At 63.5% G+C, this 24137-nt stretch carries 25 protein-coding genes and 2 tRNA genes; 15 read left to right on the forward strand and 12 right to left on the reverse strand.

All coding sequences use genetic code 11. The annotated features are described in order from the left end of the window. The first annotated feature begins 9 nt into the window (after window positions 1-9). On the forward strand, window positions 10-2046 hold the full coding sequence (gene ligA / locus R2823_06130) for an NAD-dependent DNA ligase LigA (GenBank protein MEZ5175767.1): 2037 nt from the start codon (window positions 10-12) through the stop codon (window positions 2044-2046). Between the two features lie 16 nt (window positions 2047-2062). On the opposite strand, the gene R2823_06135 is transcribed toward ligA, so the two are convergent. Continuing rightward, window positions 2063-2464, reverse strand: a complete 402-nt coding sequence (locus R2823_06135; protein MEZ5175768.1) for a hypothetical protein — start codon at window positions 2462-2464, stop codon at window positions 2063-2065. A 63-nt stretch (window positions 2465-2527) separates the two neighbouring features. Between R2823_06135 and R2823_06140 the strand changes: the two genes are divergently transcribed. The 3 genes from R2823_06140 to dapE are packed head-to-tail and all read left to right on the forward strand — an operon-like array spanning window position 2528 to window position 5537. Further along, window positions 2528-3697 carry an aminotransferase class I/II-fold pyridoxal phosphate-dependent enzyme gene (locus R2823_06140; protein MEZ5175769.1) on the forward strand — a complete coding sequence of 390 codons (1170 nt, stop codon included), beginning with the start codon at window positions 2528-2530 and terminating at the stop codon, window positions 3695-3697. Further along, the gene (locus tag R2823_06145) at window positions 3694-4500 is read left to right on the forward strand and encodes a 2,3,4,5-tetrahydropyridine-2,6-dicarboxylate N-succinyltransferase (protein MEZ5175770.1); all 807 of its coding nucleotides are present in this window, start codon (window positions 3694-3696) and stop codon (window positions 4498-4500) included. The genes R2823_06140 and R2823_06145 overlap by 4 nt, the downstream gene beginning before the upstream one ends. Further along, on the forward strand, window positions 4497-5537 hold the full coding sequence (gene dapE / locus R2823_06150) for a succinyl-diaminopimelate desuccinylase (GenBank protein ID MEZ5175771.1): 1041 nt from the start codon (window positions 4497-4499) through the stop codon (window positions 5535-5537). Before R2823_06145 ends, dapE begins: the two co-directional genes overlap by 4 nt. On the opposite strand, the gene R2823_06155 is transcribed toward dapE, so the two are convergent. Then, window positions 5527-6171: a hypothetical protein gene (locus R2823_06155; GenBank protein ID MEZ5175772.1), complete on the reverse strand. Its 645-nt coding sequence runs from the start codon at window positions 6169-6171 to the stop codon at window positions 5527-5529. The genes dapE and R2823_06155 overlap by 11 nt on opposite strands. A 69-nt stretch (window positions 6172-6240) precedes the next feature. On the opposite strand from R2823_06155, the gene gatC reads away from it, so the two are divergent. From gatC to serA, 4 genes are read left to right on the forward strand one after another with little or no spacing between them, the layout of a single operon-like run. Beyond that, window positions 6241-6522 carry an Asp-tRNA(Asn)/Glu-tRNA(Gln) amidotransferase subunit GatC gene (gene gatC, locus R2823_06160; protein ID MEZ5175773.1) on the forward strand — a complete coding sequence of 94 codons (282 nt, stop codon included), beginning with the start codon at window positions 6241-6243 and terminating at the stop codon, window positions 6520-6522. Window positions 6523-6527: 5 nt separating this feature from the next. Then, entirely contained in the window at window positions 6528-8012 is a 1485-nt protein-coding gene (gene gatA / locus R2823_06165; protein ID MEZ5175774.1) for an Asp-tRNA(Asn)/Glu-tRNA(Gln) amidotransferase subunit GatA, read from the forward strand. After that, on the forward strand, window positions 8009-9478 hold the full coding sequence (gene gatB, locus R2823_06170) for an Asp-tRNA(Asn)/Glu-tRNA(Gln) amidotransferase subunit GatB (GenBank protein ID MEZ5175775.1): 1470 nt from the start codon (window positions 8009-8011) through the stop codon (window positions 9476-9478). Before gatA ends, gatB begins: the two co-directional genes overlap by 4 nt. Window position 9479: 1 nt before the next feature. Next, on the forward strand, window positions 9480-11087 hold the full coding sequence (gene serA / locus R2823_06175) for a phosphoglycerate dehydrogenase (GenBank protein MEZ5175776.1): 1608 nt from the start codon (window positions 9480-9482) through the stop codon (window positions 11085-11087). A gap of 20 nt (window positions 11088-11107) precedes the next feature. Here serA and R2823_06180 read toward each other — a convergent pair whose 3' ends face one another. Genes R2823_06180 through R2823_06190 form a run of 3 tightly spaced genes read right to left on the reverse strand, consistent with a single transcriptional unit; the run spans window position 11108 to window position 13175 of the window. Further along, window positions 11108-11848 carry a hypothetical protein gene (locus tag R2823_06180; protein ID MEZ5175777.1) on the reverse strand — a complete coding sequence of 247 codons (741 nt, stop codon included), beginning with the start codon at window positions 11846-11848 and terminating at the stop codon, window positions 11108-11110. Next, window positions 11845-12726 (reverse strand): ABC transporter ATP-binding protein, encoded by an 882-nt coding sequence (locus R2823_06185; protein ID MEZ5175778.1) that lies wholly within the window; start codon window positions 12724-12726, stop codon window positions 11845-11847. The genes R2823_06180 and R2823_06185 overlap by 4 nt, the downstream gene beginning before the upstream one ends. After that, entirely contained in the window at window positions 12726-13175 is a 450-nt protein-coding gene (locus R2823_06190; GenBank protein MEZ5175779.1) for a phosphatidylglycerophosphatase A, read from the reverse strand. Before R2823_06190 ends, R2823_06185 begins: the two co-directional genes overlap by 1 nt. Window positions 13176-13251: 76 nt before the next feature. On the opposite strand from R2823_06190, the gene R2823_06195 reads away from it, so the two are divergent. From R2823_06195 to R2823_06225, 7 genes are all read left to right on the forward strand, one after another. Continuing rightward, window positions 13252-14166 carry a branched-chain amino acid transaminase gene (locus R2823_06195; protein ID MEZ5175780.1) on the forward strand — a complete coding sequence of 305 codons (915 nt, stop codon included), beginning with the start codon at window positions 13252-13254 and terminating at the stop codon, window positions 14164-14166. A gap of 43 nt (window positions 14167-14209) precedes the next feature. Next, window positions 14210-14974 (forward strand): fumarylacetoacetate hydrolase family protein, encoded by a 765-nt coding sequence (locus R2823_06200; GenBank protein ID MEZ5175781.1) that lies wholly within the window; start codon window positions 14210-14212, stop codon window positions 14972-14974. Beyond that, window positions 14971-16425 carry a glutamate--tRNA ligase gene (gene gltX / locus R2823_06205; GenBank protein MEZ5175782.1) on the forward strand — a complete coding sequence of 485 codons (1455 nt, stop codon included), beginning with the start codon at window positions 14971-14973 and terminating at the stop codon, window positions 16423-16425. Before R2823_06200 ends, gltX begins: the two co-directional genes overlap by 4 nt. Further along, a complete protein-coding gene (locus R2823_06210; protein ID MEZ5175783.1) occupies window positions 16415-16795 on the forward strand; it encodes a VOC family protein in 381 nt (126 codons plus the stop codon). The genes gltX and R2823_06210 overlap by 11 nt, the downstream gene beginning before the upstream one ends. 65 nt (window positions 16796-16860) lie before the next feature. Then, window positions 16861-16932: transfer RNA gene (locus R2823_06215), tRNA-Gln, on the forward strand. A 23-nt stretch (window positions 16933-16955) separates the two neighbouring features. After that, window positions 16956-17028 (forward strand) — tRNA-Glu (locus R2823_06220). Between the two features lie 394 nt (window positions 17029-17422). Beyond that, the gene (locus tag R2823_06225) at window positions 17423-18697 is read left to right on the forward strand and encodes a sodium:proton antiporter (GenBank protein MEZ5175784.1); all 1275 of its coding nucleotides are present in this window, start codon (window positions 17423-17425) and stop codon (window positions 18695-18697) included. A gap of 67 nt (window positions 18698-18764) precedes the next feature. Here the strand turns inward: R2823_06225 and R2823_06230 are convergent, their stop codons facing one another. From R2823_06230 to R2823_06260, 7 genes are all read right to left on the reverse strand, one after another. Beyond that, complete coding sequence (locus tag R2823_06230) at window positions 18765-19472, reverse strand: SDR family oxidoreductase (GenBank protein MEZ5175785.1); 708 nt, start codon at window positions 19470-19472, stop codon at window positions 18765-18767. Window positions 19473-19513: 41 nt separating this feature from the next. Beyond that, window positions 19514-20614 (reverse strand): saccharopine dehydrogenase C-terminal domain-containing protein, encoded by a 1101-nt coding sequence (locus R2823_06235; protein ID MEZ5175786.1) that lies wholly within the window; start codon window positions 20612-20614, stop codon window positions 19514-19516. Further along, window positions 20611-21360 carry a PIG-L family deacetylase gene (locus R2823_06240; protein MEZ5175787.1) on the reverse strand — a complete coding sequence of 250 codons (750 nt, stop codon included), beginning with the start codon at window positions 21358-21360 and terminating at the stop codon, window positions 20611-20613. Before R2823_06240 ends, R2823_06235 begins: the two co-directional genes overlap by 4 nt. Continuing rightward, window positions 21357-21926, reverse strand: a complete 570-nt coding sequence (gene cofC / locus R2823_06245) for a 2-phospho-L-lactate guanylyltransferase (protein ID MEZ5175788.1) — start codon at window positions 21924-21926, stop codon at window positions 21357-21359. Before cofC ends, R2823_06240 begins: the two co-directional genes overlap by 4 nt. Beyond that, window positions 21923-22369 carry a VOC family protein gene (locus R2823_06250; protein ID MEZ5175789.1) on the reverse strand — a complete coding sequence of 149 codons (447 nt, stop codon included), beginning with the start codon at window positions 22367-22369 and terminating at the stop codon, window positions 21923-21925. The genes cofC and R2823_06250 overlap by 4 nt, the downstream gene beginning before the upstream one ends. After that, complete coding sequence (locus R2823_06255) at window positions 22366-23175, reverse strand: amino acid ABC transporter permease (protein ID MEZ5175790.1); 810 nt, start codon at window positions 23173-23175, stop codon at window positions 22366-22368. Before R2823_06255 ends, R2823_06250 begins: the two co-directional genes overlap by 4 nt. Before the next feature lie 94 nt (window positions 23176-23269). Further along, on the reverse strand, window positions 23270-24043 hold the full coding sequence (locus R2823_06260; GenBank protein ID MEZ5175791.1) for an ABC transporter substrate-binding protein: 774 nt from the start codon (window positions 24041-24043) through the stop codon (window positions 23270-23272). Window positions 24044-24137 lie beyond the last annotated feature (94 nt).

Here is a 24137-nt window from a genome sequence, read left to right on the forward strand (position 1 = left end):
TGCGCATCGATGCAGGGAGGGAATGTGGAACTCGCTGACCGGTACGCGGAGATGCTGGAGCAGCTCCGCGAGCACAACTACCGCTACCACACGCTGAACGAGGCGGTGATCGACGACGCAGCGTACGACCGCCTCTACCGCGAACTGGTCGCATTCGAGGAGGAACACCCAGACCTCGTCGACCCCAACAGCCTCACCCGTCGGATCGGGGCACCACCAGCGTCAGCGTTCGCGCCCGTGGTCCACCGGGAGCAGATGTTCAGTCTCGACAATGTGACGAGTGTCGAAGAGCTGGATGCGTGGAACGATCGGATCGTTGCGGCGCTCGGACGCGAGCCGGCCGGGTACTCCTGTGAGCTCAAGATCGATGGGGTCGCCGTGTCGCTCACCTACCTCGACGGGCACCTTGCACGAGGAGCGACGCGAGGTGACGGCTTTGTCGGTGAGGACATCACCGCCAATGTGCGCACGATCCATTCGATCCCTCTCGTCTTGCGACGCAACGCCCCAGCGGTTATGGAGGTACGAGGCGAGATCTACCTGCCGGTGCCGGAGTTCGAAGCGCTGAACCGCCGCCAGGCGGAAGTGGGCGAGGCGCCGTACATCAACCCACGCAACACGGCCGCAGGCTCGATACGACAAAGGGATCCATCCATCACAGCTTCGCGCAACCTCGCCGTCTGGATCTATCAGCTCGGCCACATCGAAGGGGGGCCCCAACTGACTTCCCACACCGAGCAGATGGCGTGGCTGTCCGACCTCGGGCTCCGTGTCAACCCGGCAAACCGGACGGTTGACGGAATCGAAGCCGTCAAGGAGTACATCGTCGCTGCGACCGAACACCGCCACGACCGCGACTACGAGACCGACGGCATCGTCATCAAGGCCGACCAGCTCGCGGACCAGCGCGAGGTGGGTTTCACGGCCCGATCCCCACGGTGGGCCGTGGCGTACAAGCTCCCACCGGAAGAGAAAAACACCGTGTTACGGTCGATCGAAGTCAATGTCGGGCGGACGGGCGCCGTCACCCCCTACGCCGTCATGGAGCCCGTCTTCGTCGGTGGTGTGACGGTCACGAATGCCACCTTGCACAACGAAGGCGAGATCCACCGCAAGGATGTTCGACCCGGCGACACGGTCGTCGTTCGACGAGCCGGGGATGTGATACCCGAAGTCGTGGGTCCGGTCCTCGCTGCACGACCGAAGGGCCTCCGTCGGTGGCACATGCCGAAGGCGTGCCCGTTCTGCGGCAACCCGATCGTTCTCAAGGACGGGGAGGCGAAGGCCAAGTGCACCGGCGGATTCGCGTGCCCGAGCCGGTTGCGTGAGTATCTCTACCACTTCGGATCCCGAGGGGCCATGGACATCGAGGGACTCGGGTACAAGACGGTCGATGCCCTCGTCGAAGCAGGCCTCATCGCGGATCCTGCCGACATCTACACGCTGCGTGCCGAGGATCTCGTCGACCTGGATCGTTTCGCGGCCGTGTCGGCGAACAACCTGATCTCATCGATCGAAGCATCCAAGTCGAAGCCTCTCGAGCGTCTTGTGATCGGGCTCGGAATCGACCATGTGGGAACCACCGTTGCTCGGCTCGTTTCGCAGCGGTTCCGGTCCATGGATGCCATCGCTGCGGCATCCATGGACGAGATCGCGGACATCGAGGGAATCGGGCCAGAGATCGCGTCTTCGATCCACTCGTGGTTCCGCGACAAGGACAACCTGGCCCTGATCAGGCGGCTTGGGGAGGCAGGTGTCCGCCTCGAACTGCCGCCGTCTGCGGCTTCCACACTTCCCCAGACGCTCGATGGGCTCTCGTTCGTGATCACCGGCACATTGGAAGGGTTGACGCGCGAAGCGGCGAAGGCGGCGGTGATCGAACGGGGCGGCAAGGTCACCGGGTCGGTCTCGTCGAAGACCGCTGCGGTGATCGTCGGCGATCAGCCCGGTTCCAAGCTCCAGAAGGCGGAATCGCTCGGTGTGCCGGTGATTGATCTCGACGGGTTCCTGCGACTGCTCGACGAGGGCCCTTCGGCGATCGGCTGACCGCGTCGAGGGCTCCTCACTGAACCGTGAAGGTCCACACGAGCGTCCCCACATCGATCTGACTCGGCCCTCCGATCCATGAAGCAACGACGGTGTGTTCGCCGGGGGTCCATCGCACGATGGTCTTCCCTTCGCCGGGTGAGAACTGGTGGCGTCCCGTTTCGATGATGGAATCGACCTCGTCGGAGGGTATCGGCGTCCCATCGATCACGAACTGTGCGTCGTACCCCGGCTGGAGATCGATGACGACCTTGATCGGGTTCGCCACAAGATCACCGTCCCGCGGCGAGTAGCTCTCCACGGCATCGGGAAGCGTCTCTGGATCGCCGCTTGGCAGGAACAGGATCGACGCGCCGATGATCGCGATGAACGCGACTGCGAGCAGCGAATAGGTGACCCGATAGCCGGTGGTGTTCATGGCTTCGATGGTAGGGACGGGTTCGTGGAACGGTGTTGGTGCACCCTCCGCTACCGTGGTCGCATGCACCTGAATCCGGCGCTGCGCGAGCTCGGCTCCTACCCGATCGCTACGATCCAGCAGCGTGCGATCGACCGTCGCGAGGCCGGTCTTCCGATCATCGACTTCTCGATCGGGGATCCTCGCGAACCGACCCCGGAGTTCATCAAGGATGCCCTGCACCGGGCCGTCCCCGAGATCTCCCAGTATCCGACCTCGGCGGGAACGATTGCCCTGCGCGAAGCGGTCGCCGATTGGGTGGAGCGGCGGTTCTCGGTGACAGTGGACCCGGCGAGCCAGGTGATCCCGACTTCGGGCTCGAAAGAAGCGATCTTCAACGCGCATTTCGCATTCGTGGATCGTGGCCGGGGGGACACGGTCGTCTTTCCGAGCCCTGGTTACCCCGTCTACGAGCGTGGTGCCTCGTTCTCAGGGGCCGCGACGCATCGGGTGATACTCACCGACGACTTTGTCATGAGAGCGGGCGACATACCACCCGAGGTTTGGGGCCGCGCCCGGATCGTGTGGATCTGCTCTCCGCACAATCCGACCGGTTCGGTCACGAGCCGCACCGATCTCGGGGCGCTCCACGACATGTGTCGGAATCATGGGACCTTGTTACTTTCCGACGAGTGCTACGCCGACATCTACGAAGAGGAAGTGTTCCCACAGGGCCCCGCATCGGTCCTCCAGGTCGCGGACCCCGATCTCGGTGGTGTCCTCGCGTTCTTCTCGCTTTCCAAGCGATCCGGCATGACGGGGTACCGGTCAGGCGCCGTCGTCGGGGACGCCGAGGCCATCGCAGCCTTGAAATCGTTGAGATCGACGACCGGCACCGCCCCTGCTGGATTCGTGCAAGCCGCAGCGGTTGCTGCATGGTCCGATGACGACCATGTTGCAGAACGACGGGGAATCTTCACGAAGAAACGCCGACTCCTCGAGCGGGCATTCGACGAGCTCGGTTTGGAGGTGGTGGCGTCGAGGGCAGGTTTGTACCTGTGGGTATCGGTTGGCGACGACCTCGCAGTCACCGAGCAGCTCCTCGGTCATGGCGTCGTTGTGTCACCCGGCCGGTTCTTCGGCACCGGCGGTGAAGGTTACATTCGCCTCGCAATGGTCCCGACCCTGGAAGAATGCGACCGGGCCGCAGATGCACTGATAGCTGCGCTCGCCAGCCACCCGGAGGACCCATGACGCGCCAGGAGCAGATCACTGCCGCATATGCAGGTGAAATGAGCCTCCAAGCCGCTGCCGATGCCGTCGAAGCCACGATCGGTCAGCTCGACGCGGGGGAGATCAGGGTGGCGGAGAAGGTCGACGGATCCTGGGTGGTTCATCAGTGGATCAAACAAGCGATCATGCTGTACTTCCGGCTCGCACCGATGGCGACCACAACCTCTGGCCCTTTCGAGTACCACGACAAGATCCCAACCAAGACCGGATTCGCAGACGCAGGGATCCGAGTTGTTCCTCCCGGAACCGTGCGCTACGGGGCATTCTGCGAGCCCGGTGTGGTCGTCATGCCCGGTTATGTCAACATTGGTGCTCGCGTCGGTGCGGGTTCGATGGTCGACACCTGGGCGACGGTGGGATCCTGCGCCCAGATCGGTCGGGATGTGCATCTGTCGGGAGGTGTCGGTATCGGCGGTGTGCTCGAGCCGGTTGCGGCACGCCCAGTCATCGTCGAGGACGGCGCGTTCATCGGGTCGCGGAGCATCATCGTGGAAGGGACGGTCATCGGGGAGCGTGCCGTGATCGCCGCGAACACGACGATCACATCGTCGACCCCGATCATCGATGTCACCGGATCCGAACCCGTGGAGATGCGCGGCGCCGTGCCTGCCAACTCGGTTGTTGTGCCCGGCACCAGATCGAAGGAGTTCCCTGCGGGGACCTACGACCTCCAGTGTGCCTTGATCATTGGGGAGCGTTCGTCCTCCACGGACGAAAAGACATCACTCAACGAGGCGCTGCGCACCTTCGAGGTTCAGGTGTGACCCTCCTCGACACGCTCGTCGAACTCATCAACATTCCGTCGGTGACCGGTGACGAAGACGAGATCTGCTCGTGGATCGAGTCGCGATTCGACGGGCACCTCCCAACAACACGAATCGGCAACTCCATCATTGTGGGATCGAGCACCGACCGGGCGTTCCACGCGCTCTATGGGCATCTCGATACGGTCCCGGTGCAGGGCGACCCCAAAGCCCGCGTTGACGGTGACCGGCTCGTCGGTCTCGGTGTCAGCGACATGAAGGCGGGCATCGCTGTCATGGTCGGCCTGCTGGAGGACCCCACGGTGCTATCGAGTGATGCCGATCTCGTGTGTGTGTTCTACGACAAGGAGGAAGGGCCTGCGGCGGACAACGGTCTCGAGGCGGTCCTTGAGGCCAATCCGTGGCTGGTGGATGCTTCCCTTTCGGTCGTGATGGAACCGACCGATCTCAACCTCGAGCTCGGATGCAACGGAGTGCTCAACGCCGATATTGTCTTTGTCGGTTCTGCGGCTCATGCAGCCCGTCCGTGGCTCGGCACGAACGCGGTCACCCGCAGCGGGGATTGGCTTGCGAAGATGCACCGTATGGAGCCGGTGCCGGTCGAGATCGACGGGCTCGTCTTCCGCGAGGTGTTCACCGTCACGCAGGCACACGGAGGCATCGCGAACAATGTGATCCCATCGGAATTCACCATCAACCTCAACCATCGGTTCCCTCCGGTCTACACACTCGAAGAGGCCGAAGAGCGACTCCGCCGCGTTGCATCGGACGCGGACAGGGTTCTCATCAAGGACAGGGCACCCGCGGGAACCGTCGACGCCGACAATCCGGCGCTGCGTCGTCTCGAGGCGATCGTCGGCGGTGGCCGCGTCGCGAAACAGGCATGGACCGATGTCGCCCGCCTCACCGCGAGGGGTGCAAGTGCCGTCAACTATGGGCCGGGCGAAGTAGCGCAGGCTCATCAGGTCGGCGAATCCATGCGGATCGAGAACCTTGCAGTCGCCTACGACGCGATGAGGGCCTTCCTCACTGGATAGTTCCCCAGTGTGAATCGGCCGGTTCGGCGACGAGTGGTTCGAGCTGGAACAGCGGAAGGAACAGGGCGATGAGGGGGCCCATGCCGAGGGCGAACAGTGCGGTTCCGATGCCGAGCGTGCCCCCGAGCATCCACCCGACGACCATCACGGAGATCTCGATCCCGAAACGGGCAACGCCGATGTTGATACCGCGTTTGGCAAGTCCGGTCATCAGACCATCCCGGGGCCCCGGCCCGAGCCCCGCCCCGATGTACATCCCCGATCCGAAGCCGACGAGCGTGATGCCCGTGACAAGGACGACCGATCGGATGGCAAGGTTGTCGAGGTGTTCGGGCAACCGCCAGAGGGAAAGGTCGATGACGAGGCCGATGATCATCACATTGAGGACGGTTCCGATCCCGAATCGTTCCTTCAAGGGAATCCACAGGAGCAGGACGAGCATTCCGACGAGGATTCCGACGGTGCCGAGGGGTATGCCGGTGATCTCGGAGAGGCCCTGGTGGAGGATCTCCCACGGAGAGAGACCGAGTTCCGACACCACCTGGAGCGCGACGCCGACACCGAAAATGAACAGCCCAACGACGAGTTGTGGAAGGCGTCGTCTCAGGTCGGTACGGGAAGGCAACGGGAGCATTCCCGAACCGTACCGGAGGTCAGGATGGCTGGCGTCGTATGCCACCGACGGGTCGGTACCATCGGGACCATGCCGGTTGAGATCGACATTGCAAAGGTTGCCTCCCTCGCTCGGATCGAGCTGAGCGATGAGGAGCTCGCCGCGTACGGAGCACAGCTCGAAGACATCCTTGACCACGCCGCGAGGGTCCAGCGTCTTCCGACCGACGGAGTCGAGCCGACCTCACATCCCCTCCCGCTCGTCAACGGGTTCCGACCCGACGAGCTTGACACCTGCCTCGATCGTGACACTTTCCTTTCGCAGGCCCCAGACAGCCTCGAGGGACAGTTCCGAGTACCGCGCATTCTCTGACACCGATGACCGATCTCGCAGATCTCACCATTGCCGAGGTAGGCCTCGGGTTGCGATCAGGGGACTTTTCGTCCGTCGAGCTACTCGATGCCGTGGCGCGGCGCGCAACGATGACCGAGGCACAGCTGCACGCCTACCTCCTCCTCGACACCGCGGGAGCTGCACGAGCCGCAGAGGACGCCGACGCGGCATTCCGCGATGGGGTCGATCGGGGCCCGCTCCAAGGGATTCCACTCGCCGTCAAGGACAACATGTGCACCGAAGGCGTCGAGACGACCGCGTCGTCACAGATCCTTGCTGGCTGGATACCCCCATACGACGCAACGGTCGTGCGCCGACTCAAAGAAGCGGGCTCGGTGATCGTGGGCAAGACCAACCTCGACGAGTTCGCCATGGGATCATCCACCGAAAACTCTGCGTTCGGTGAGACCCGCAACCCGTGGAATCCGGACCGCGTGCCGGGTGGGTCTTCGGGCGGGTCGGCAGCGACGGTCGCCGCCGGGTCAGCGTTCGGATCGCTCGGATCGGACACGGGAGGCTCGATTCGTCAGCCGGCAGCACTGTGTGGCGTCGTCGGCATGAAGCCGACCTATGGGCTCGTTTCTCGCTACGGCCTGATCGCCTTTGCTTCATCCCTCGACCAGATCGGGCCTTTTGCTCGGTCCGTTGCCGATGCTGCGACGATCCTTGAAGCGATCGCGGGGTGGGACCGATACGACGCGACGAGCATCGACGCACCCGTACCGGACCTCTCCGGCTCGCTCGGTGCGGGGGTCGACGGCCTGAGGATCGGCCTCGTGACCGATCTGATGGGGGAGGGCATCGACCCCCAGGTGCGCGCGGCGGTTGCGGAGACGGCGAAGCGGTTGGAAGCAGAAGGCGCAGAGGTCGTCGAAGTCTCGTTGCCGAGCACCGAATACGCCCTGTCCGCGTACTACCTCATCGCTCCCGCCGAGTGCTCATCGAACCTCGCCCGTTTCGACGGGGTTCGATACGGGCACCGTGCCGATGTCGGAGGTACCTCCGGAGACATGATGTCCCGAACGCGGGCGGAGGGATTCGGGCCGGAGGTCATCCGGCGTGTCCTTCTGGGAACCTATGCCCTTTCGGCCGGGTACTACGACGCCTTCTACGGCCAGGCACAGCGAGTTCGCACCCTCGTGCGGCGAGACTTCGAAGCTGCCTACGAGCAGGTGGATGCCTTGATATCGCCAACCAGCCCGACGACGGCCTTCCGGGTCGGTGAAAGGGCAGCCGATCCGATCGAGATGTACTACTCGGACATCTGCACGATTCCGTCGAACCTCGCAGGCGATCCTGCGATCTCGCTTCCGATCGGCCTCGACGATGCCGGTCTTCCGATCGGCTTCCAAGTGATGGCGCCTGCCCTCGGCGAGGAGATGATGTTCCGGATCGCTGGCGCGGTCGAGTCGATGGTCGCCTTCACCGAGCGCGCCCCGCTCGCGACATCGGAGGTCACGGAGCCATGACTTCCCAACTCGCGGTGCATTGGGAGCCGGTCATCGGGTTGGAGACCCATGTCGAGCTCTCCACCGTCTCGAAGATGTTCTGCGGCTGCCCCGCTTCGATTCCGGAAGAACCGAACACCGCATGCTGCCCGGTGTGTCTCGCCCTGCCCGGCGCCCTCCCGGTACCGAACCAGCAGGCGATCGAAGGCATCATCGCGATCGGGACGGCGCTGGGATGCACGATCAACGAGTCTTCGCTCTTCTACCGAAAGAACTATTTCTATCCGGACCTGCCGAAGAACTACCAGATCAGTCAGTACACCTTCCCCGTGTGTGAATCGGGCAGCCTGACGGTGGCCGCTGACGGGGAGGCCACCCAGATCGGGATCACCCGCGTCCACATGGAGGAGGACACCGGGAAGAGCACCCACATCGGTGAAGGGGGCGGGCGCATCCACGACGCCGATTACACCCTGCTCGACTTCAACCGCGCAGGGGTGCCGCTCGTCGAGATCGTCACCGAACCGGACATCCGATCGCCTGACCAGGCGCGGGCTTGTGCGGCGGAACTCCAGCGCATCGTGATCGCCCTCGGTGTCTCGGATGCACGGCTTGAGGCGGGCTCGATGCGGTTCGACGCCAATGTATCGGTTCGGCCCGTCGGCAGCAGCGCCTTCGGCACGCGAACCGAAACCAAGAATGTGAACTCGCTTCGATCCCTTCAGCGCGCCATCACATTCGAGGTTGATCGACAGATCGCGCTGTTGGAGGCGGGCGGGTTTGTTGAGCAGGAGACCCGACATTGGAACGAGGACATGGGTGTCACGACCTCGATGCGAACCAAGGAGGAATCCGAGGACTATCGGTATTTTCAGGATCCGGATCTGCTGCCGCTCGAGGTGTCTCGCGCGTGGAGGGACAAGGTTGCAGCCGAACTTCCCGAATTGCCAGCGCAAGTCCGCGCACGCTTTCGGGCCGCAGGAGCCGATGGGGGGATGGCCGAGATTCTCGCAGACAGCGTCAGTGCTTCGCGACTGTTCACCGATGCAATCGCAGCCGGAGCACCCGGGCGCGTCGTCGGAAACTGGCTCACCGGCGAGGCAATTGCGTGGTCCCGCCGCGAAGACACGGAACTCGAATCGTCCCAGCTCACCGCCGACCATCTCGTCGAGCTCGCTGCCATGGTTCAAGACGGCAGGTTGTCGGCGACCGCGGCGAAGGAGATTCTCGTGGCTGCGCTCGAAGGCGAGGGTGCACCCGGCGAGATTGCCGAGGCAAGAGATCTCCTCCAGGTCTCCGACCGGAATGCCATCATGGACGCCATCGAATCCGTGATTGCGGGCAACGCCGACGCCGCTGCCAAGATCAAGGCAGGAGACGACAAACCGATCGGGTTTCTGATGGGCCAGGTGATGCGCCACATGGGCGGGAAAGCCGATCCAACGGTCGTGCGAGAGCTGCTCATCTCTCGCACCAAAGGAGCGTGACATGGGCGAAGGTGACAGCCACCCACCCCCCAGACGACGAGTTGTCGTCGCCGAAGCCATCGCCGATGCCGGTATCGAGGCGCTTGCGGTCGAGTGCGATGTCGTCGACCGGGTCGGTGCGGACCGCTCAGAGATCCTGGCCTCCCTCGCTGACGCTTCTGCGCTGATTGTCCGGTCTGCGACCATGGTCGATCGAGAGATGATCGAGGCGGCGCCTTCCCTCGAGGTCGTGGGTCGAGCAGGGATCGGCGTCGACAACATCGATCTCGATGCCGCAACCGAACATGGCGTGTTGGTCGTGAACGCGCCGAACGCCAACACGATCTCCGCGGCGGAGCACACGATGGCGCTGATTCTTGCGCAGGCGCGTCATGTCCCGGAAGCTGACCAGAGCCTCCGCGCGGGCCGATGGGATCGGGGCCGTTTCCAGGGGATGGAACTGCACGGAAAGACACTCGGCGTTCTCGGCCTCGGCAAGATCGGCACGCTGGTCGCCCAACGCGCCTCGTCGTTCGGTATGCACATCATTGCCTATGACCCGTATGTCTCGGCAGATCGGGCCCGCCGACTCGGGGTGGAGTTGTTGCCGATCGAGGAAGTCTTCGCTCGAGCCGATGTGTTGACCATCCACATGCCAAAGACCTCCGAGACGGAGAACATCATCAATCGCGACTCGATTGCGTTGATGCGTGACGGGGTACGGATCATCAATGTCGCTCGAGGCGGCATCGTCAACGAGGCCGACCTCGCCGACGCCGTGATCTCCGGAAAGGTCGGCGGTGCCGCTGTCGATGTGTTCGACACCGAGCCGGCGACCGACAGCCCCCTATTCGCCATCCCACAGGTCACGGTCACTCCGCATCTCGGAGCAAGCACGAAAGAGGCCCAGGACAAGGCCGGTGTCGCCGTGTGCCATGCCGTTGCCGAGGCTCTTGCGGGCCATCTGGTGCTGTCCGCCGTCAACCTCGACCTCGGCGCCAGCGTCTCGAGCGAGGTGAAGCCATTCCTCTCGCTCGCTGAGCAACTTGGTCGCCTCTTCGTGGTCCAAGCGAAGGGGCTCCCACGGGAACTCACCGTGACGGCGCGGGGCCATCTCGCCGAGGAACCGGTCAGGCCCCTCGCCCTGTCTGCACTCAAAGGGGCCCTCGCGGGTTCGACCGAAGAGACGGTCTCGTATGTGAACGCACCACTCATCGCGGCCGCACGGGGCATGGCCGTCCATGAGGAGGCCCAGCCCGACGCAGACGACTATCGATCGATGATCAAGCTGACCGGTGTCGTCGACGGTCAGCCCCGCACGGTCGCCGGCACGCACATGTCCAGAAAGGGGCCCGTTCTCGTCGGCGTGGACGGCTACGCCATCGAAGTCCCGCTCACCAACCACATGCTTCTGGTGCGCAACGACGACTCACCGGGTTGCATCGGCCGCGTCGGCACCTATCTCGGCAACATCGATCACAATATTGCGGACATGGTGGTCGGGAGGGCGCCTGACGGCGCCGGGGCAATGATGGCGATCGCCCTCGAACGCGCGCTCGACCCCGAGCATGTCGAACGCATCATGGGGCTCGACGGCATCACGGCTGTCCGGTACATCGACCTGCCCTGAGTGCGGCTCCGCCTGACTGATCAGACCTCTCGGGCTTCGAGGCGATGGATGGCGAGCCAGATGAATCCGATGCTCACGGCGGTGGCGACCAGCAGGGGAGGAACATAGACGAACCCGCCACCGTCCATCAGCGCGATGGTCGCACCGGCGAGTTCGGCCGGAAGCCAGTCGCCAACCTGGGGCACGAGCGTGAGGATGCCCATCAGGATGATGATGCCGATCGACACGAGTGATGTCACGAGTACGGAACGGATGAACGAAGCAACCACGGTGACGAGCGCGATCACGAACCCGAGCCAGCAGGCGTAGAGGAACGCGCCAACGATGACCTCACCGACCGGTGGTGGTCCGAGCAGCGCGTTCGTGAGGATGAGCGCGAGGGCACCCCCGACCGTGAGCGACACGAGGCTGAGGGCGTAGACGGCGACCAATCGTGGGGCGAGGATCTTCGGGATCGATGCTCGAGACCGGAGGAACACCGCGAACTCCCGTTTTCCGTCGAAGGCGACCGACATGGCGGCGAAGATGGCCACCCCGAGAAGCCCGAGCTGATCCACATTCTGCACATACTGCAAGATGCCTTCGTAGGGGGTCGGTTCGGGAAGCGTGATTTCGACGCCCTGGCCGACACTCTCCATGAGGTCTGGCAAGTATCGGGCAAGGACCGGTCCGAGAATCGCCGACAGGAGGAACAGGCCAGGCAGGATGATGACGCGGTAGGTTCGCAGCAGACGAAGCCACTCGAGACGCCACAGGGTCATCGCGTGACCTCCAAGAACACATCTTCGAGCGACCGCCGCACGGGTGTCACCGCCGTGACCTCCATCCCGGTCGAACCCAGGAAAGGGACGACGGCGGATCTGATGTCTGGGGCAGAGGTGCCAACAACCGTGATCGCCATTCCTTCGAGTCTCGCCGACTCGACCCACGGTTCGACGAGCAGCGATTCGCGCAGCGAGACGGGGTCGTCCGCTTCGATCCGATAGGTGCGGTCACTGCCGTGGATCGCAAGCAGACGCTCAAGTGAACCCTCATACACGAGCTCACCTGCGGCGAGGATGCCGATCGTGTCACATACCTGTTCCACGTCGTCGAGGATGTGGCTCGAGAACAGGACGGTTGAGCGCCCCCGCAACTCGGTGACGAGATCGAGCACCTCGCGGCGACCGCGAGGGTCAAGGGCCGCTGCCGGCTCGTCGAGAAGCAGAAGATCGGGTTCGGCAACCACCGTCGCCGCGAGGCCGAGGCGCTGAAGCATCCCGCGTGAGTACCCACCGACCTTGCGGTGCTTCGCACCCCCGAGGTCGGCCGCATCGAGTACCTCGTCAATGCGCTCGGGCGGGATGCCAGGGGGCGCGAGGCTGTGTGCAAGAGCAACGACTTCACGGCCGGTCAGCCATCGCTCGAACAGGGGAGTGTCGGGCAGAACCCCCAGCCTCGTCGCGGTGACTTGGAGGGTTCCGCTTGTCGGCCGGCGCAGTCCAGCAAGAAGCGACAGCAGCGTGGTCTTGCCGGCGCCGTTGGGGCCGACAAGACCGTAGACGCTGCCCGGTTCAACCGAGATACTGACATTGTGCAGCGCCGTGTCGGTGCCGTAGCGTTTCGTGATCGAACTGGTTCGGACGCTGGTGTCGGTCATCAGAACACCCACCATGTGAACCAGCCGGCGGCCAGTCCGTAGCACCCGGCGACCACATCGTCCATCGTGATGCCAGCTGCTCCACTGAGCCGCTCGGCGGCTGCGATCCCCGGGAGGACCTTGAAGATGTCGGCGAGGCGGGCAACAACCACCGCGACGAGCCATGGCATCGCGCTGAGTCCGATGACAGCGACGAAGGTTCCCGCCATCTCGTCGATCACGATCCAGCCGGGATCGGCCCCGTCGCCCGCAAACGGTGAGGACGACCAGAGTGCAAGGACGAAGAACAGCCCGAAGACGGAGGCGTGGATCCACCAGGGTTGATGCCACAGGGTGAACGCCACGAGCGCCGCAAGCACCGCACCGAAGGTTCCTGCTCCGCGATCCGATCTCCACAGCTTGCTCGGGAGCAGACCGACGAAGAATCCTGAGGCGACGAAACGGTGCATGAACCGGACACGGTAGCGGCCTGTGATCCGTCATTCCTACCGGAGTAGGCGATCGGATCATGGCAAACTAGGGGCCATGGAACCCACCGACTACATCTGGATGGATGGTGAGTTCGTCCCGTGGGACGAAGCCACAGTCCATGTGCTTTCCCACGGACTCCACTACGGAACCGGTGCATTCGAGGGGATCAGGGCCTATGACGCCGTCGATGGCACGGCCGTGTTCAGGCTGACGGAGCACATGGACCGGCTGCGGCGCTCGTCGAAGGCGCTCGGGATCCCGTTCGAGTACTCGGTCGAGGAGCTCGCAGCAACCGCGAAGGAGCTGCTGCGGCGCAACGCGTTGCAGTCGGGCTACATCCGTCCGATCACCTTCTACGGCACGGGTTCGATGGGTCTGAATCCTGCAGGGGCGCGGGTGCACATGGTGATGGCCGCGTGGGAATGGGGGGCCTACCTCGGGGAGGAGGGTGTCGCCAACGGTATCAGGGTTGCCATATCGTCATGGCGCCGCATCGGGCAGGGCGCCTTCATGCCTGACGCGAAGGGAACCGGCGGCTACATGAACTCGGTGCTCGCGAAGACCGCAGCGATCAGAGCCGGTTACGACGAGGCGCTGTTGCTCAACGACGATGGTCTCGTCGCCGAGGGGAGTGGCGAGAATCTCTTCATGGTTCGCCGTGGCGTTGTGTACACGCCGCCGACCTCGGCGGGAGCCCTTGACGGGATCACGCGGGACTCGGTCGTGCAGCTTCTGACAGAGGACGGCCACACGATCAGGGAATCGGCCATCACCCGCACGGACCTGTACTACGCCGACGAGGTGTTCTTCACCGGAACGGCCGCCGAGGTGACACCGGTCGTCGAGATCGACGACCGCCCAGTCGACGATGGAACGCCAGGGCCGGTGACCAGGCGAGCGCAGGAGCTCTTCATGGGTGCAGTGACCGGCAAGCTCGACCTGCACCCGGAGTGGCGCGAGTACATCTGACGACCAGAGCCTGGTCACGGACCGGCATCCATCGGAGGCATGTGTGAAGATCGTTCGTATCGACGCCGAAGCCGACGACATCACCTACGGAACGGTCGAGCCGGACGGGATCCGTCTCTATCACGGTTCCCCGTTCTTCCAATGGGAGCGATCTGAGACCGTTCTTCCCATCACGAAGGTGAAGTTGCTGGCACCGGTGATCCCGACCAAGGTGATCGCCGTCGGCAAGAACTACACCGATCACGCCGCCGAGATGGACTCCGAGGTCCCTGACCGGCCGTTGATCTTCCTCAAACCTCCGACATCGGTCATCGGGCCTCTCGCACCCATCCGGATCCCGCCCCAGTCCAATGAGGTCCACCACGAGGGGGAACTGGCCGCGGTGATCGGGAAGGTTGCTCGCCAAGTCCCCGCCGACGAAGCTGCGTCGTGCATCCTCGGCTACACCGCTGCGAACGATGTAACCGCCCGGGACCTGCAGCGTCTCGACGGCCAATGGGCTCGCGCGAAGGGATTCGATTCGTTCTGTCCACTCGGACCCGCGATCGACACGGAGTTCGACCCAACCGAAGCACACCGAATCACCTGCTCAGTCAACGGCGAAACCCGCCAGGAAGGGCTGACGAGCGACCTCGTCTTCGATGTCGGCCAGATCGTCGAGTTCGTCACCTCGGTGATGACCCTGCTCCCCGGTGATGTCATCCTCACCGGAACACCTGCGGGAGTCGGACCGATCGAGGCCGGAGATCGCGTCGAGGTGGAGATCGAAGGCATCGGCACGCTGATGAATCCGGTTGCGCCGCTATGACAGTGCGAGTCAGGTTTGCTCCGTCTCCGACCGGCTATCTCCATGTCGGTGCAGCACGAACGGCGCTGTTCAACTACCTATACGCAAGGCACTTCGAGGGTTCTTTCATCCTGCGTTCCGATGACACCGATGCTGAGCGATCAACGGACGCATTCCAGACCGACATCGTCGAGCACCTTCGATGGCTGGGATTGATCTGGGATGAGGGCGTCGAGGTCGGGGGACCGCATGGTTCCTATCGCCAGAGCGATCGCTACGACCGCTATGTCAAGGTCGCCATGGAGTTGATCGAGGCCGGCCGTGCCTACTACTCGTTCGTGACACCGGAACAACTCGATGTGTACAAGCAGCGCGCGCGGAACACCGGGACATCCCCCGCGTACGACGGCAGCATGGAACCGGACCAGTCCGACATCTCCCGGGCGATGCTCGACGGCCAACAGGCAACGGTGCGGTTCAGGGTTCCTAGGCCGGGAGCGACCCACTTTGCGGATCTCGTCCGCGGCGAGATGGTGTTTGACCATCGCCAGGTCGACGATTTCGTAATCTTGCGCTCCGACGCCACTCCCACCTATCACCTTGCATCCACGGTCGATGATGTCGACTACGGGATCACGCATGTCATCCGCGGCGAGGACTTGTTGTCATCGACACCCAAACACATCCTTCTCACGGAGGCGATGGGTTCGCAGGCGGCAACCTACGCCCACCTCTCCCTGCTCATGGGGCCCGACGGGAAGAAGCTTTCGAAGCGGCACGGCGACACGGCCATGAGCGCATACCGCGAGGCCGGATTCCTCCCTGAAGCCATGAACAACTACTTGGCTCTGCTGGGATGGTCGCCTGGCGACGACGAGACCCTCATCGGCATGTCCGAGATGATTGACCGATTCGACGGCACGGCCATATCACGCAACCCTGCGATCTTCGACCCGGCCAAACTCGAATGGATGAACGGCGTCTACCTGCGGCAGATGCCAGATGGTGATTTCGCCGATCGGGCCATTGCGATGGTCGAAGACGATCTCGACCAGCCGTTGCAGCCCGACGAGAGGGACCGTCTGCGCACACTCCTGCCGGAGATCAAGGAACGAACGAAGCTCCTCGCCGACATCCCGGATCAGACCCGTTTCGTGTTCGTGGCTCCCGACGAGTACGACGCAACGGCGTGGGCCAAGGTGATGGAGACGCCAGAGGGCCCCGTTGCCCTCGAGGGGGCCTCGAGCGCCCTCGCTGCGGTCGAACCGTGGACGGTTGGCGCGATCGACACCGCCCTGCGAACGATGCTCGATACCGAAGGGCTTTCCGCTCGCAAAGGGCTGCAACCGATCCGTGTCGCGATCACGGGTTCTGCCGTTTCGCCGCCGCTGTTCGAGTCGATCGCCGTGTTGGGGCGCGACGAGACACTCAGGCGCATCGAGCGAGCGCAAAGGCTCCTGAGTGACTCCTGATTCGCTGATCAGCTTCCTGCCCTCGACGGATCTCGACCGTTCGGAAGCCTTCTATGTCGGTGTGTTGGGGTTGGATCTCGTCCTCGACCAGGGATCGTGCCGGATCTTCCGCGTGACCGATTCGGCATACATCGGTGTTTGTACGCGTGAAGGCCCGGCTGATAGCGGAACGGTTGTCACAACGATCGTTGCCGACGATGTGGACGGTTGGCACAAGCGCATCACCGACGCCGGGTGGGCCGCCGTGACTGCCCCGGAACACTCGGCGGCCTACCGCCTCCATCACTTCTGGGTCACGGATCCGGACGGAAACAGACTCGAAGTGCAGCGGTTCGACGACCCGCAATGGGCAGCATCGGCGAGTTCGTGACGGAATTCCACGGCTCGGACGGTGGTTGCCGTTACCAGGTCGGGAATCGTATCCTTTCCACGCTTTCGGGGGTGGTGTAATTGGCAACACACCTGGTTCTGGTCCAGATATTGAGGGTTCAAGTCCTTCCCCCCGAGCGATGCAGATGAACACTGCACACGGCCCCGTCGTCTAGCGGCCTAGGACGCTGCCCTCTCAAGGCAGTAGCGCCGGTTCAAATCCGGTCGGGGCTACTACAGATTCTTTGAGGACGCTGCCTCGCGTGTTCCGGACAAGGCAGGAGCGCCGGTTCGAATCCGGTCGGGGCTACAGCACAGGAACCCTTGCACTGTGCAGGGGCTTCTGCGCGTTCGCGACGGCGTCGTCTGGGAACGCCGCAAGTGTCAACGCCGCAATATCTGTGGGTCATTCACGACCACCGGATCCACACTCTCCGGTGATCGGGGGATCGGTGAGGAACTCGCGCAGCGATGCGATGAGGTTTCCCGGGTCGGAGAGCGTCGCTCGAATGAACGGTCGGACTCGCGGTGAGTTCGGCAGCAATACTCGGAGCGTGCCTCTCGAAGTTCGTCCATTTCGTCCCGGTAGCGTCCGCTAGGGTGTTGGCTCCGGCGGCGGAGGAACTCCATGGAGGGCGCGGTGATTCTGGTCGGGGTCGTCCTCGTCTATGCCCTGTTCTCACAGTTCCTTGCAAGGACGCCGATCACGGGACCCATCATCTTCGTGCTGTTCGGTGTCCTCGCGGGTCCAGAAGCGCTCGATCTCGTCACCGTTGAACTGACGAACGAAGCCATCCAGATCGTCTTGGAGGCGACGCTGGTCATCATCCTGTTCACCGACGCCGCCGTGATTGATGTCGCCGCGGTGAGGAGGCAGCTGACCATTCCGACCCGCCTTCTGACGATCGGATTGATCGGTACGATCGCTGCCGGCATCGGGCTCGCTGCCGTGATGTTCGGTGAACTCGGATTCTGGGGTGCGGCGGTGGTCGCCATCACCTTGGCTCCCACCGACGCTGCCCTCGGTCAAGCCGTCATCACCAACGACCGAGTCCCGAGTCCGGTCCGACAGGGTCTCAGCGTCGAGAGCGGCCTCAACGACGGGATCGCCGTGCCGTTTCTGTCGATCGCGATCGCCGGTGCGGCAGGCGAGATGTCCACCGCTACCGGCGTGTTCCGGCTGGTTCTTGAGGAGATCGGCATCGCGATCCTCGTTGGTGTCGTCGTGGGCTTCGTCGGTGCCAAACTCATCACGGCGTGTTCGACGCGCGGATGGATGTCGCTCGAATGGCGGAGGATGTCGGTGCCGATCCTTGCCGTGCTGTGCTATCTGGTCGCGACTCCGATCGACGGTTCGGGTTTCATCGCCTCCTTCGTCGGCGGCATGGCCTTCGGGAACATCGTCCGGGATCGGTACCCCGACATCTGCACGCTGTCTGAGGCGACCTCGTACCTCATGACGATGTTGTCGTTCTTCCTGTTCGGGGCACTGATCTTCGGGCCGCGGATCGCGGACATCACCCTCGAGATCGTGTTGTACGCCGTAGCGAGTCTCACCGTCATCCGGATGATCCCAGTCGGCCTCGCGATGATCGGTTCGAGGTTCACCACTCGAACGGTCCTGTTCTTGGGATGGTTCGGACCGAGGGGCATTGCGTCGCTTGTGTTCGCCGGAACGCTGGTGGCCGAGTACGACCCGGTATCGACCGAAGCGACCCTGACGATCGTCTCCGCGACCGTCGCGTTGAGCGTGCTGCTCCACGGCCTCAGCGCATGGCCCCTGTCGAACCGATATGGTGCCTCGTTCGCTGGACTGGATGATGCCTCCGCCGTCGAGGAGATGCAGGAAGTGGGCGAGATCAGGGTCCGGAGGCGGGTCACTCCGGCCCATCGCCAACGGTGAAAGCCACCGCCGTAGCGAGTTTGGCTGGCGCCGTCGGGGCCCCGGATCCACGGCTTTCCGAGGTTGCTCAGATCAGGGCGGTGCCCCAAACGGGGATGAAGGCGCCGTTGATGACTTTCGACTCTTCGCTTGCGAGGAATCGGAGGACATCGGCGATCTCACGGGGTTGGGGCCAGTTCACATAGTCGGCGTACGGCAGGGCCGCCCGTGTGGCGTCGGTGTTGATCACCGACGGCAGCACCGCATTGCAGGTCGTGTTCGTGTCGAGCAGTTCGGTGGCAACCGATTTGGCGAGGGCGAGCACGCCCGATTTGGCCACATTGTACGCGGCCTGCCCGGCGGGGGCATCGAGAGCGTGTTTGGAACCCATCAGGATGATCCGACCCCACTCCTCGGACATGTGCGGTATCACCGCCCTCGAGGCGTTCCAGGCCGTTCGGAGGTTCAGGTCGAGCATCCGGTCGAGTCTCACATCGTCAGTCTCGCTGACATCGCGGCCACCGGTCCATCCACCGACGAGGGAAGCCATCACATTGATCGGGCCGTACCGTTGTGCCGCCTCTTCCACGAAAGCACCGACCGCCGCGGCATCGGTCGCGTCGACTCGGCGAAGGATGACCTGGTCTTCGTCATAGTCGATCATGGCCTCGAACTCGGTCGCCTCCTCCGGCAACAGGTAGGTGGCCGCAACCTTGAAGCCGTCATCGAGGAGTAACGGAACGAGGCAACGACCGACCGAGCCGGTTCCTCCGGGTATTACGGCAACCTTGGGCATGGCTCCACACTAGCCGGGGCCGGAGTGCAGTCGGCTGAGCGTCAGACCGCCTCGGCCGTGATGCCCACCGGCTCAAGTTCCGCGAGGAGCGACGCACCGACAGCCACCTCGTGCATGGTGCCGACGCCCGGTTCAGCAACAGCGCCGCGGACGATCAGGTCCGCCAATGCGGTCGCCGGGAACGCGGTGGTCCGCGCAAGCGCCGTGAAACCGCCCTGCTCGCGGTCCTCGATCTGCAGACCGTGGCGTTGGTCACCGGCTTCGACCCAGACCCGGACCAGGACGAGGTCGGGCGCCCCACGCGGTAGGTGCTCACGCAACGCGGCGAGCAAGATGTCGCGACGCGACCGCCCGTCGGCTTTGGTCTCCTCATCGAACAGGCCAAGCTCGAAGAACGCGCGGAACACCCTTCCGTGACCCGGATACCGCAGGGTCTTGTACTCGAGCTCTTCGATCCGCCCTGCGTACACGGAACACATCGTCGAGGTGCCCCCGGCCGTCGAGAAAGCTTCGAGTGGTCCCCATGGATCCCAATCGACGGTCTCGAAGCGGCTCAGTGGCTCAACGGTTGTGTGCCTGCCCGCTTCGATCACCTCACACGGCTCTGCATACTCGTTGATCAGGCCATCCGGACTGAATGCGAGCTGATATCCCAAGGATCCGATCGGGACCTGGGGCAGTGCCCCGACGCGGATCTGCACCCGATCAATCGGTTCCGGACCGTGCGCTTCGATCAGCATCGATGCCATCACATTGGCCAGTCCCGGCGCGAGGCCGCAGTCGGGGACGATCATCACACCGGCGTCGACGGCATCGCCGTGCAGCGTCTTCTGGCTCGCGACGATGTCCGGATTCCCACCGAAGTCGATGGCATGGGTGTTCGTTGCGATGGCCGCACGCGCAACGGCGACCCCGTACCGGTAGGGCACCGCGGAGACGACCAGCGCATGCGGGGCAAAAAGGTCCTGCACGCTCCGGGCGTCATCGACATCGATGACCGCCGAATCGACATCGAACCGGGCCGCAGTCTCCGATACCGCTTCGGAATCGGCGTCAGCTGCGACGACCTCGTATCCGCGTCGCTTGAGATCCCAGATCGCGGCCGACCCGACGATGCCTGTGCCAATGACGAGGATGCTCATGGGTGCAATCGCTTGAACACTTCGGCAGGGCCGGTACCGAGCCGTGCGCCCTGTTCTTCATGCCACGACCGGATCTTCGCCACGAACGCCATCCGTTCTTCGTTCGAGCCCGCAGCATTGCCCATTGTGGTCTCGGATTGGCTTGAGTGGCACAACAGAGCAGCGACCTTGGTCTCGAACCAGCGATCCTCGACCTCCTCAGCATGGTCAGGCTCGTCTGCAGACCACAGCAACAGGCTGGTCACCCGATGGGCGGGAAGCCCGGAGTCGGCCAGCGCGAGCGGTTCTCGCGCCGAGACAACCGCGTCAACAGCGCCAAACCCCGTGGCTCGATGGTCCGGATGGAGTTGGTATCGCTGCCACGGGTCGTGGGTCAGAACGACCTCAGGTGCCGCCCTTCGGATCTCACGGGCGAGCTGTTCGCGGAGGGAAGGTGAATACACCAGTTCCCCGTCGACATGTCCGAGATGAACGATCCGTGTCGCACCGAGGATCTCTGCTGCGTTGCGCTGTTCTTCGACCCGGCGCGCCGCGAGTGCTGACGGATCGGTGCGCTCATCCCACGAGCCCTTGGAGCCATCCGTGACGATCACCATGGTGACCTCACAGCCGAGCGAGGCCCACCGTGCAAGGGTCGCGCCCGCCCCGAATTCCGCGTCGTCCGGGTGTGCCCCGATGGTCATCGCGGCCCGCGGCACGGTGAGAGCGTCCAGCGAACGCGCCAACTCGTCGTAGGTGTCGGTCACGATGTGAGGCTCGGCAGAAACCCGAGCGCCGTAAGTGCCGAGTAGTGCGCTTCGGTATCCACCTCGAGCGCGAGGTTCTTGAGGCTGAGGACCCGAGCCGACGCTCTCGACGCGAGATGCGCGTGGAAGGACCCGGGACCGTAGGCGAAGTGGAACTCCCCGGTTCCGGCGATGGCGTTGGTCCCTCCGTCTATGCTCGGAACGATCGCGGCGCCATGTCGGGTCGCTGCGTCGTGCACGCGCAGAATCGATGCAGCATCGACAAGCGGGAGGTCGGCATGGAGCACCATCCAGTGGGGCTGTGCGCCGTGGTTGACGGCGTTGGACACCACCTCGGAAAGGCCGTCACCCTCGTCTTGTGCGACGCGGCAACGCTTGGTGGCCCACTGCGAGACGGAAGGATCAGAGGTGACCACCATGCAGTCAAGACCCGCACGGTGGACGGCTCTGATCGTTCGGTCGGCGAGCGCGGTGCCGAGGGCGCTCCGATCGGTTTCGGAAAGCACACTCGACAGTCGGGTCATTCCCGACAAACCACGGATCGGAATCACGGCGACCCTCGTCACTCGGTGCTCTGGGCGATCTGAACGAGAACACCGTGGGCGGATCGGGGATGAATAAAGGCTTCCTTCCAATCCGGATCGGAGTCGTTGATGCCAACAACCGTGAACCCGAGTCTCGTCGCTGCTGCAACTGCTGCTTGGAGGTCGGTGACACGCAAGGTGATGTGGTGAAGTCCTTCGCCGCGTGAGGCAAGGAAGCGGTTGAGGAAGTGATCCGATTGGTGCGGATCGTTGGGAGCGATCATCTCAAGGATCGCTCCGCCCGACAGACGGTATTGGGCCCACCGGAAGTCATCCCTCGTGTTGAAGCCTCCCTCGAGGTATTCCCCTCCGACGAGCGACACGAAGGGTCTGGCGGCGTCGATGTCGCGAACCGCCATCGAGACATGGTCGAATCTCACGATGAACGGCTCGAGACCGAGCGCGAGGTCGCCGTCGTTCATCATCGAGGGGTCGTGATCCGTCGCTCGTACCATTGCAGCCCGATGCTCAGCGACACGGTCAGAAGAAGATAGAACGCCGCGAGGATCAGGTACCCCGCCATGAACTGAAACGACTGTCCCGTCCACAGCTTCGTCATCTGTGTGAGTTCTCGCACGGCGAGGATCGAGACGAGTGATGAGTCCTTCAAGAGCGCGATCAGGTCGTTACCGAGGGCGGGCATGATGTTCTTGATCGCCTGGGGCCACACGATCAGGCGGAACACCTGGAACCGTGTCAGACCCATCGACATGCCCGCCTCGCGCTGTCCCGTACTGATCGATTCGATGCCTGCCCTGAGCACTTCGGCAATGAACGCGGCGTACACGATTCCAACCGCAACGGTTGCCTTCACGGCGGGGGAGGCAAGGCCGGACCTTCCCCTGATGCCGATAAGCGACATGAACTCGGGCCACGCGACCAGACCCACGAAGATGATCGTCACAAGGACGGGGATCCCACGAATGAGCTCGATGTAGAAGATCGCGAGGTTTCTCGCAACGACATTCCTCGCCATGCGACCCACCGCCACGATCAGACCCCCGACCATCGCGAAGACGAAACCGGCAACGGTGACGATGACCGTGAGCGAGAGGCCATCCTTGATGAAGTCGAATCCTGCCCGCCAGGCGTCGTCGGTGAGGATCTTGAACAGGGGAAAGGCGATGACCGCGACGATGCCCAAGAACCAGTACGGGAATCCCGACCACTCATAGCTGGCTTTCGCCCCGGGTGGGGTCGGGTCGGTGCCGATGCTCTCGGGGATTGTCAATGCGCCCTCTCGTGGTTGGGCTGCAACATACCGTTTCGGACGACCGAAGGGGCTGGGCGGATGCCCAGCCCCTCCCGGTCGCAGCGAATCGGGTTCAGCCGCTGAAGTCGATGAACCACTTCTTGATGAGTGCCTCGAGCGTCCCGTCTTCGTCCATGTCCTTGAGGACCTTGTTGACCGGCTCGATCAGATCCGAGTCCTTCGGGTAGATGAACCCGAGGGGATCCGACTGGAGGTCGTCGTCGAGGAGCTTTGTTTGGTCGGAGTTCGCACCGACATAGCCCTGACCTGCGACATCGTCGATGATCACGGCGTCGACATCGCCCTTGATCAGCGCCTCGACGGCAACACCGAACTGCTCGTATGCGTCGATGCGGCCGTCACCGACCAACTCGACGCCGAGCTCGTAGTTCGTGGTGCCGACCTGGGTCCCGAGCCGATAGTCCCCGGCAATGAAGTCGTCGGCGGTCGTGAACCGACTCTCGTCGGAGCGCACCATGAATCGCTGAATCGTCGTCATGTACGGATCCGAGAAGGCAACGACTTCTTTGCGTTCGTCCGTGATCGAGATCCCGTCGGCAGCGGTGTCGTAGACCCCGTCGCCGGTTTCTTGGATCACCGCAGGCCAGCCTGCCTCGACGAACTCTGCCGTGCAGTCGAGCCGCGAACAGATCTCGCGCCAGATGTCGTAGTCGAAGCCTTCGGCCACGCCGCTCGTCTCATTGATGAAGTTGAACGGTGTGTAGGCGTTCTCGACCGCGACCGAGATCGTCCTTCCTTCGAGGTCCGCCGTGTCGTCGCTGCCGCATGCCGCCGCGACCAGCGCAACGGCGAGCGCAACGGTGAACAGCTGGATTGCCTTCTTCATGGTTGCCTATCCCTTGGTTGATGATGGTTGATGACTGCGTGTCTACGCATTCCCTACGCTACTCGTTTGCGCGGATCCGTGAGAAATGGCGACG

The sequence above is a fragment of the Acidimicrobiia bacterium genome, assembly GCA_041393965.1.
GTDB lineage: Bacteria > Actinomycetota > Acidimicrobiia > Spongiisociales > UBA5794 > UBA5794.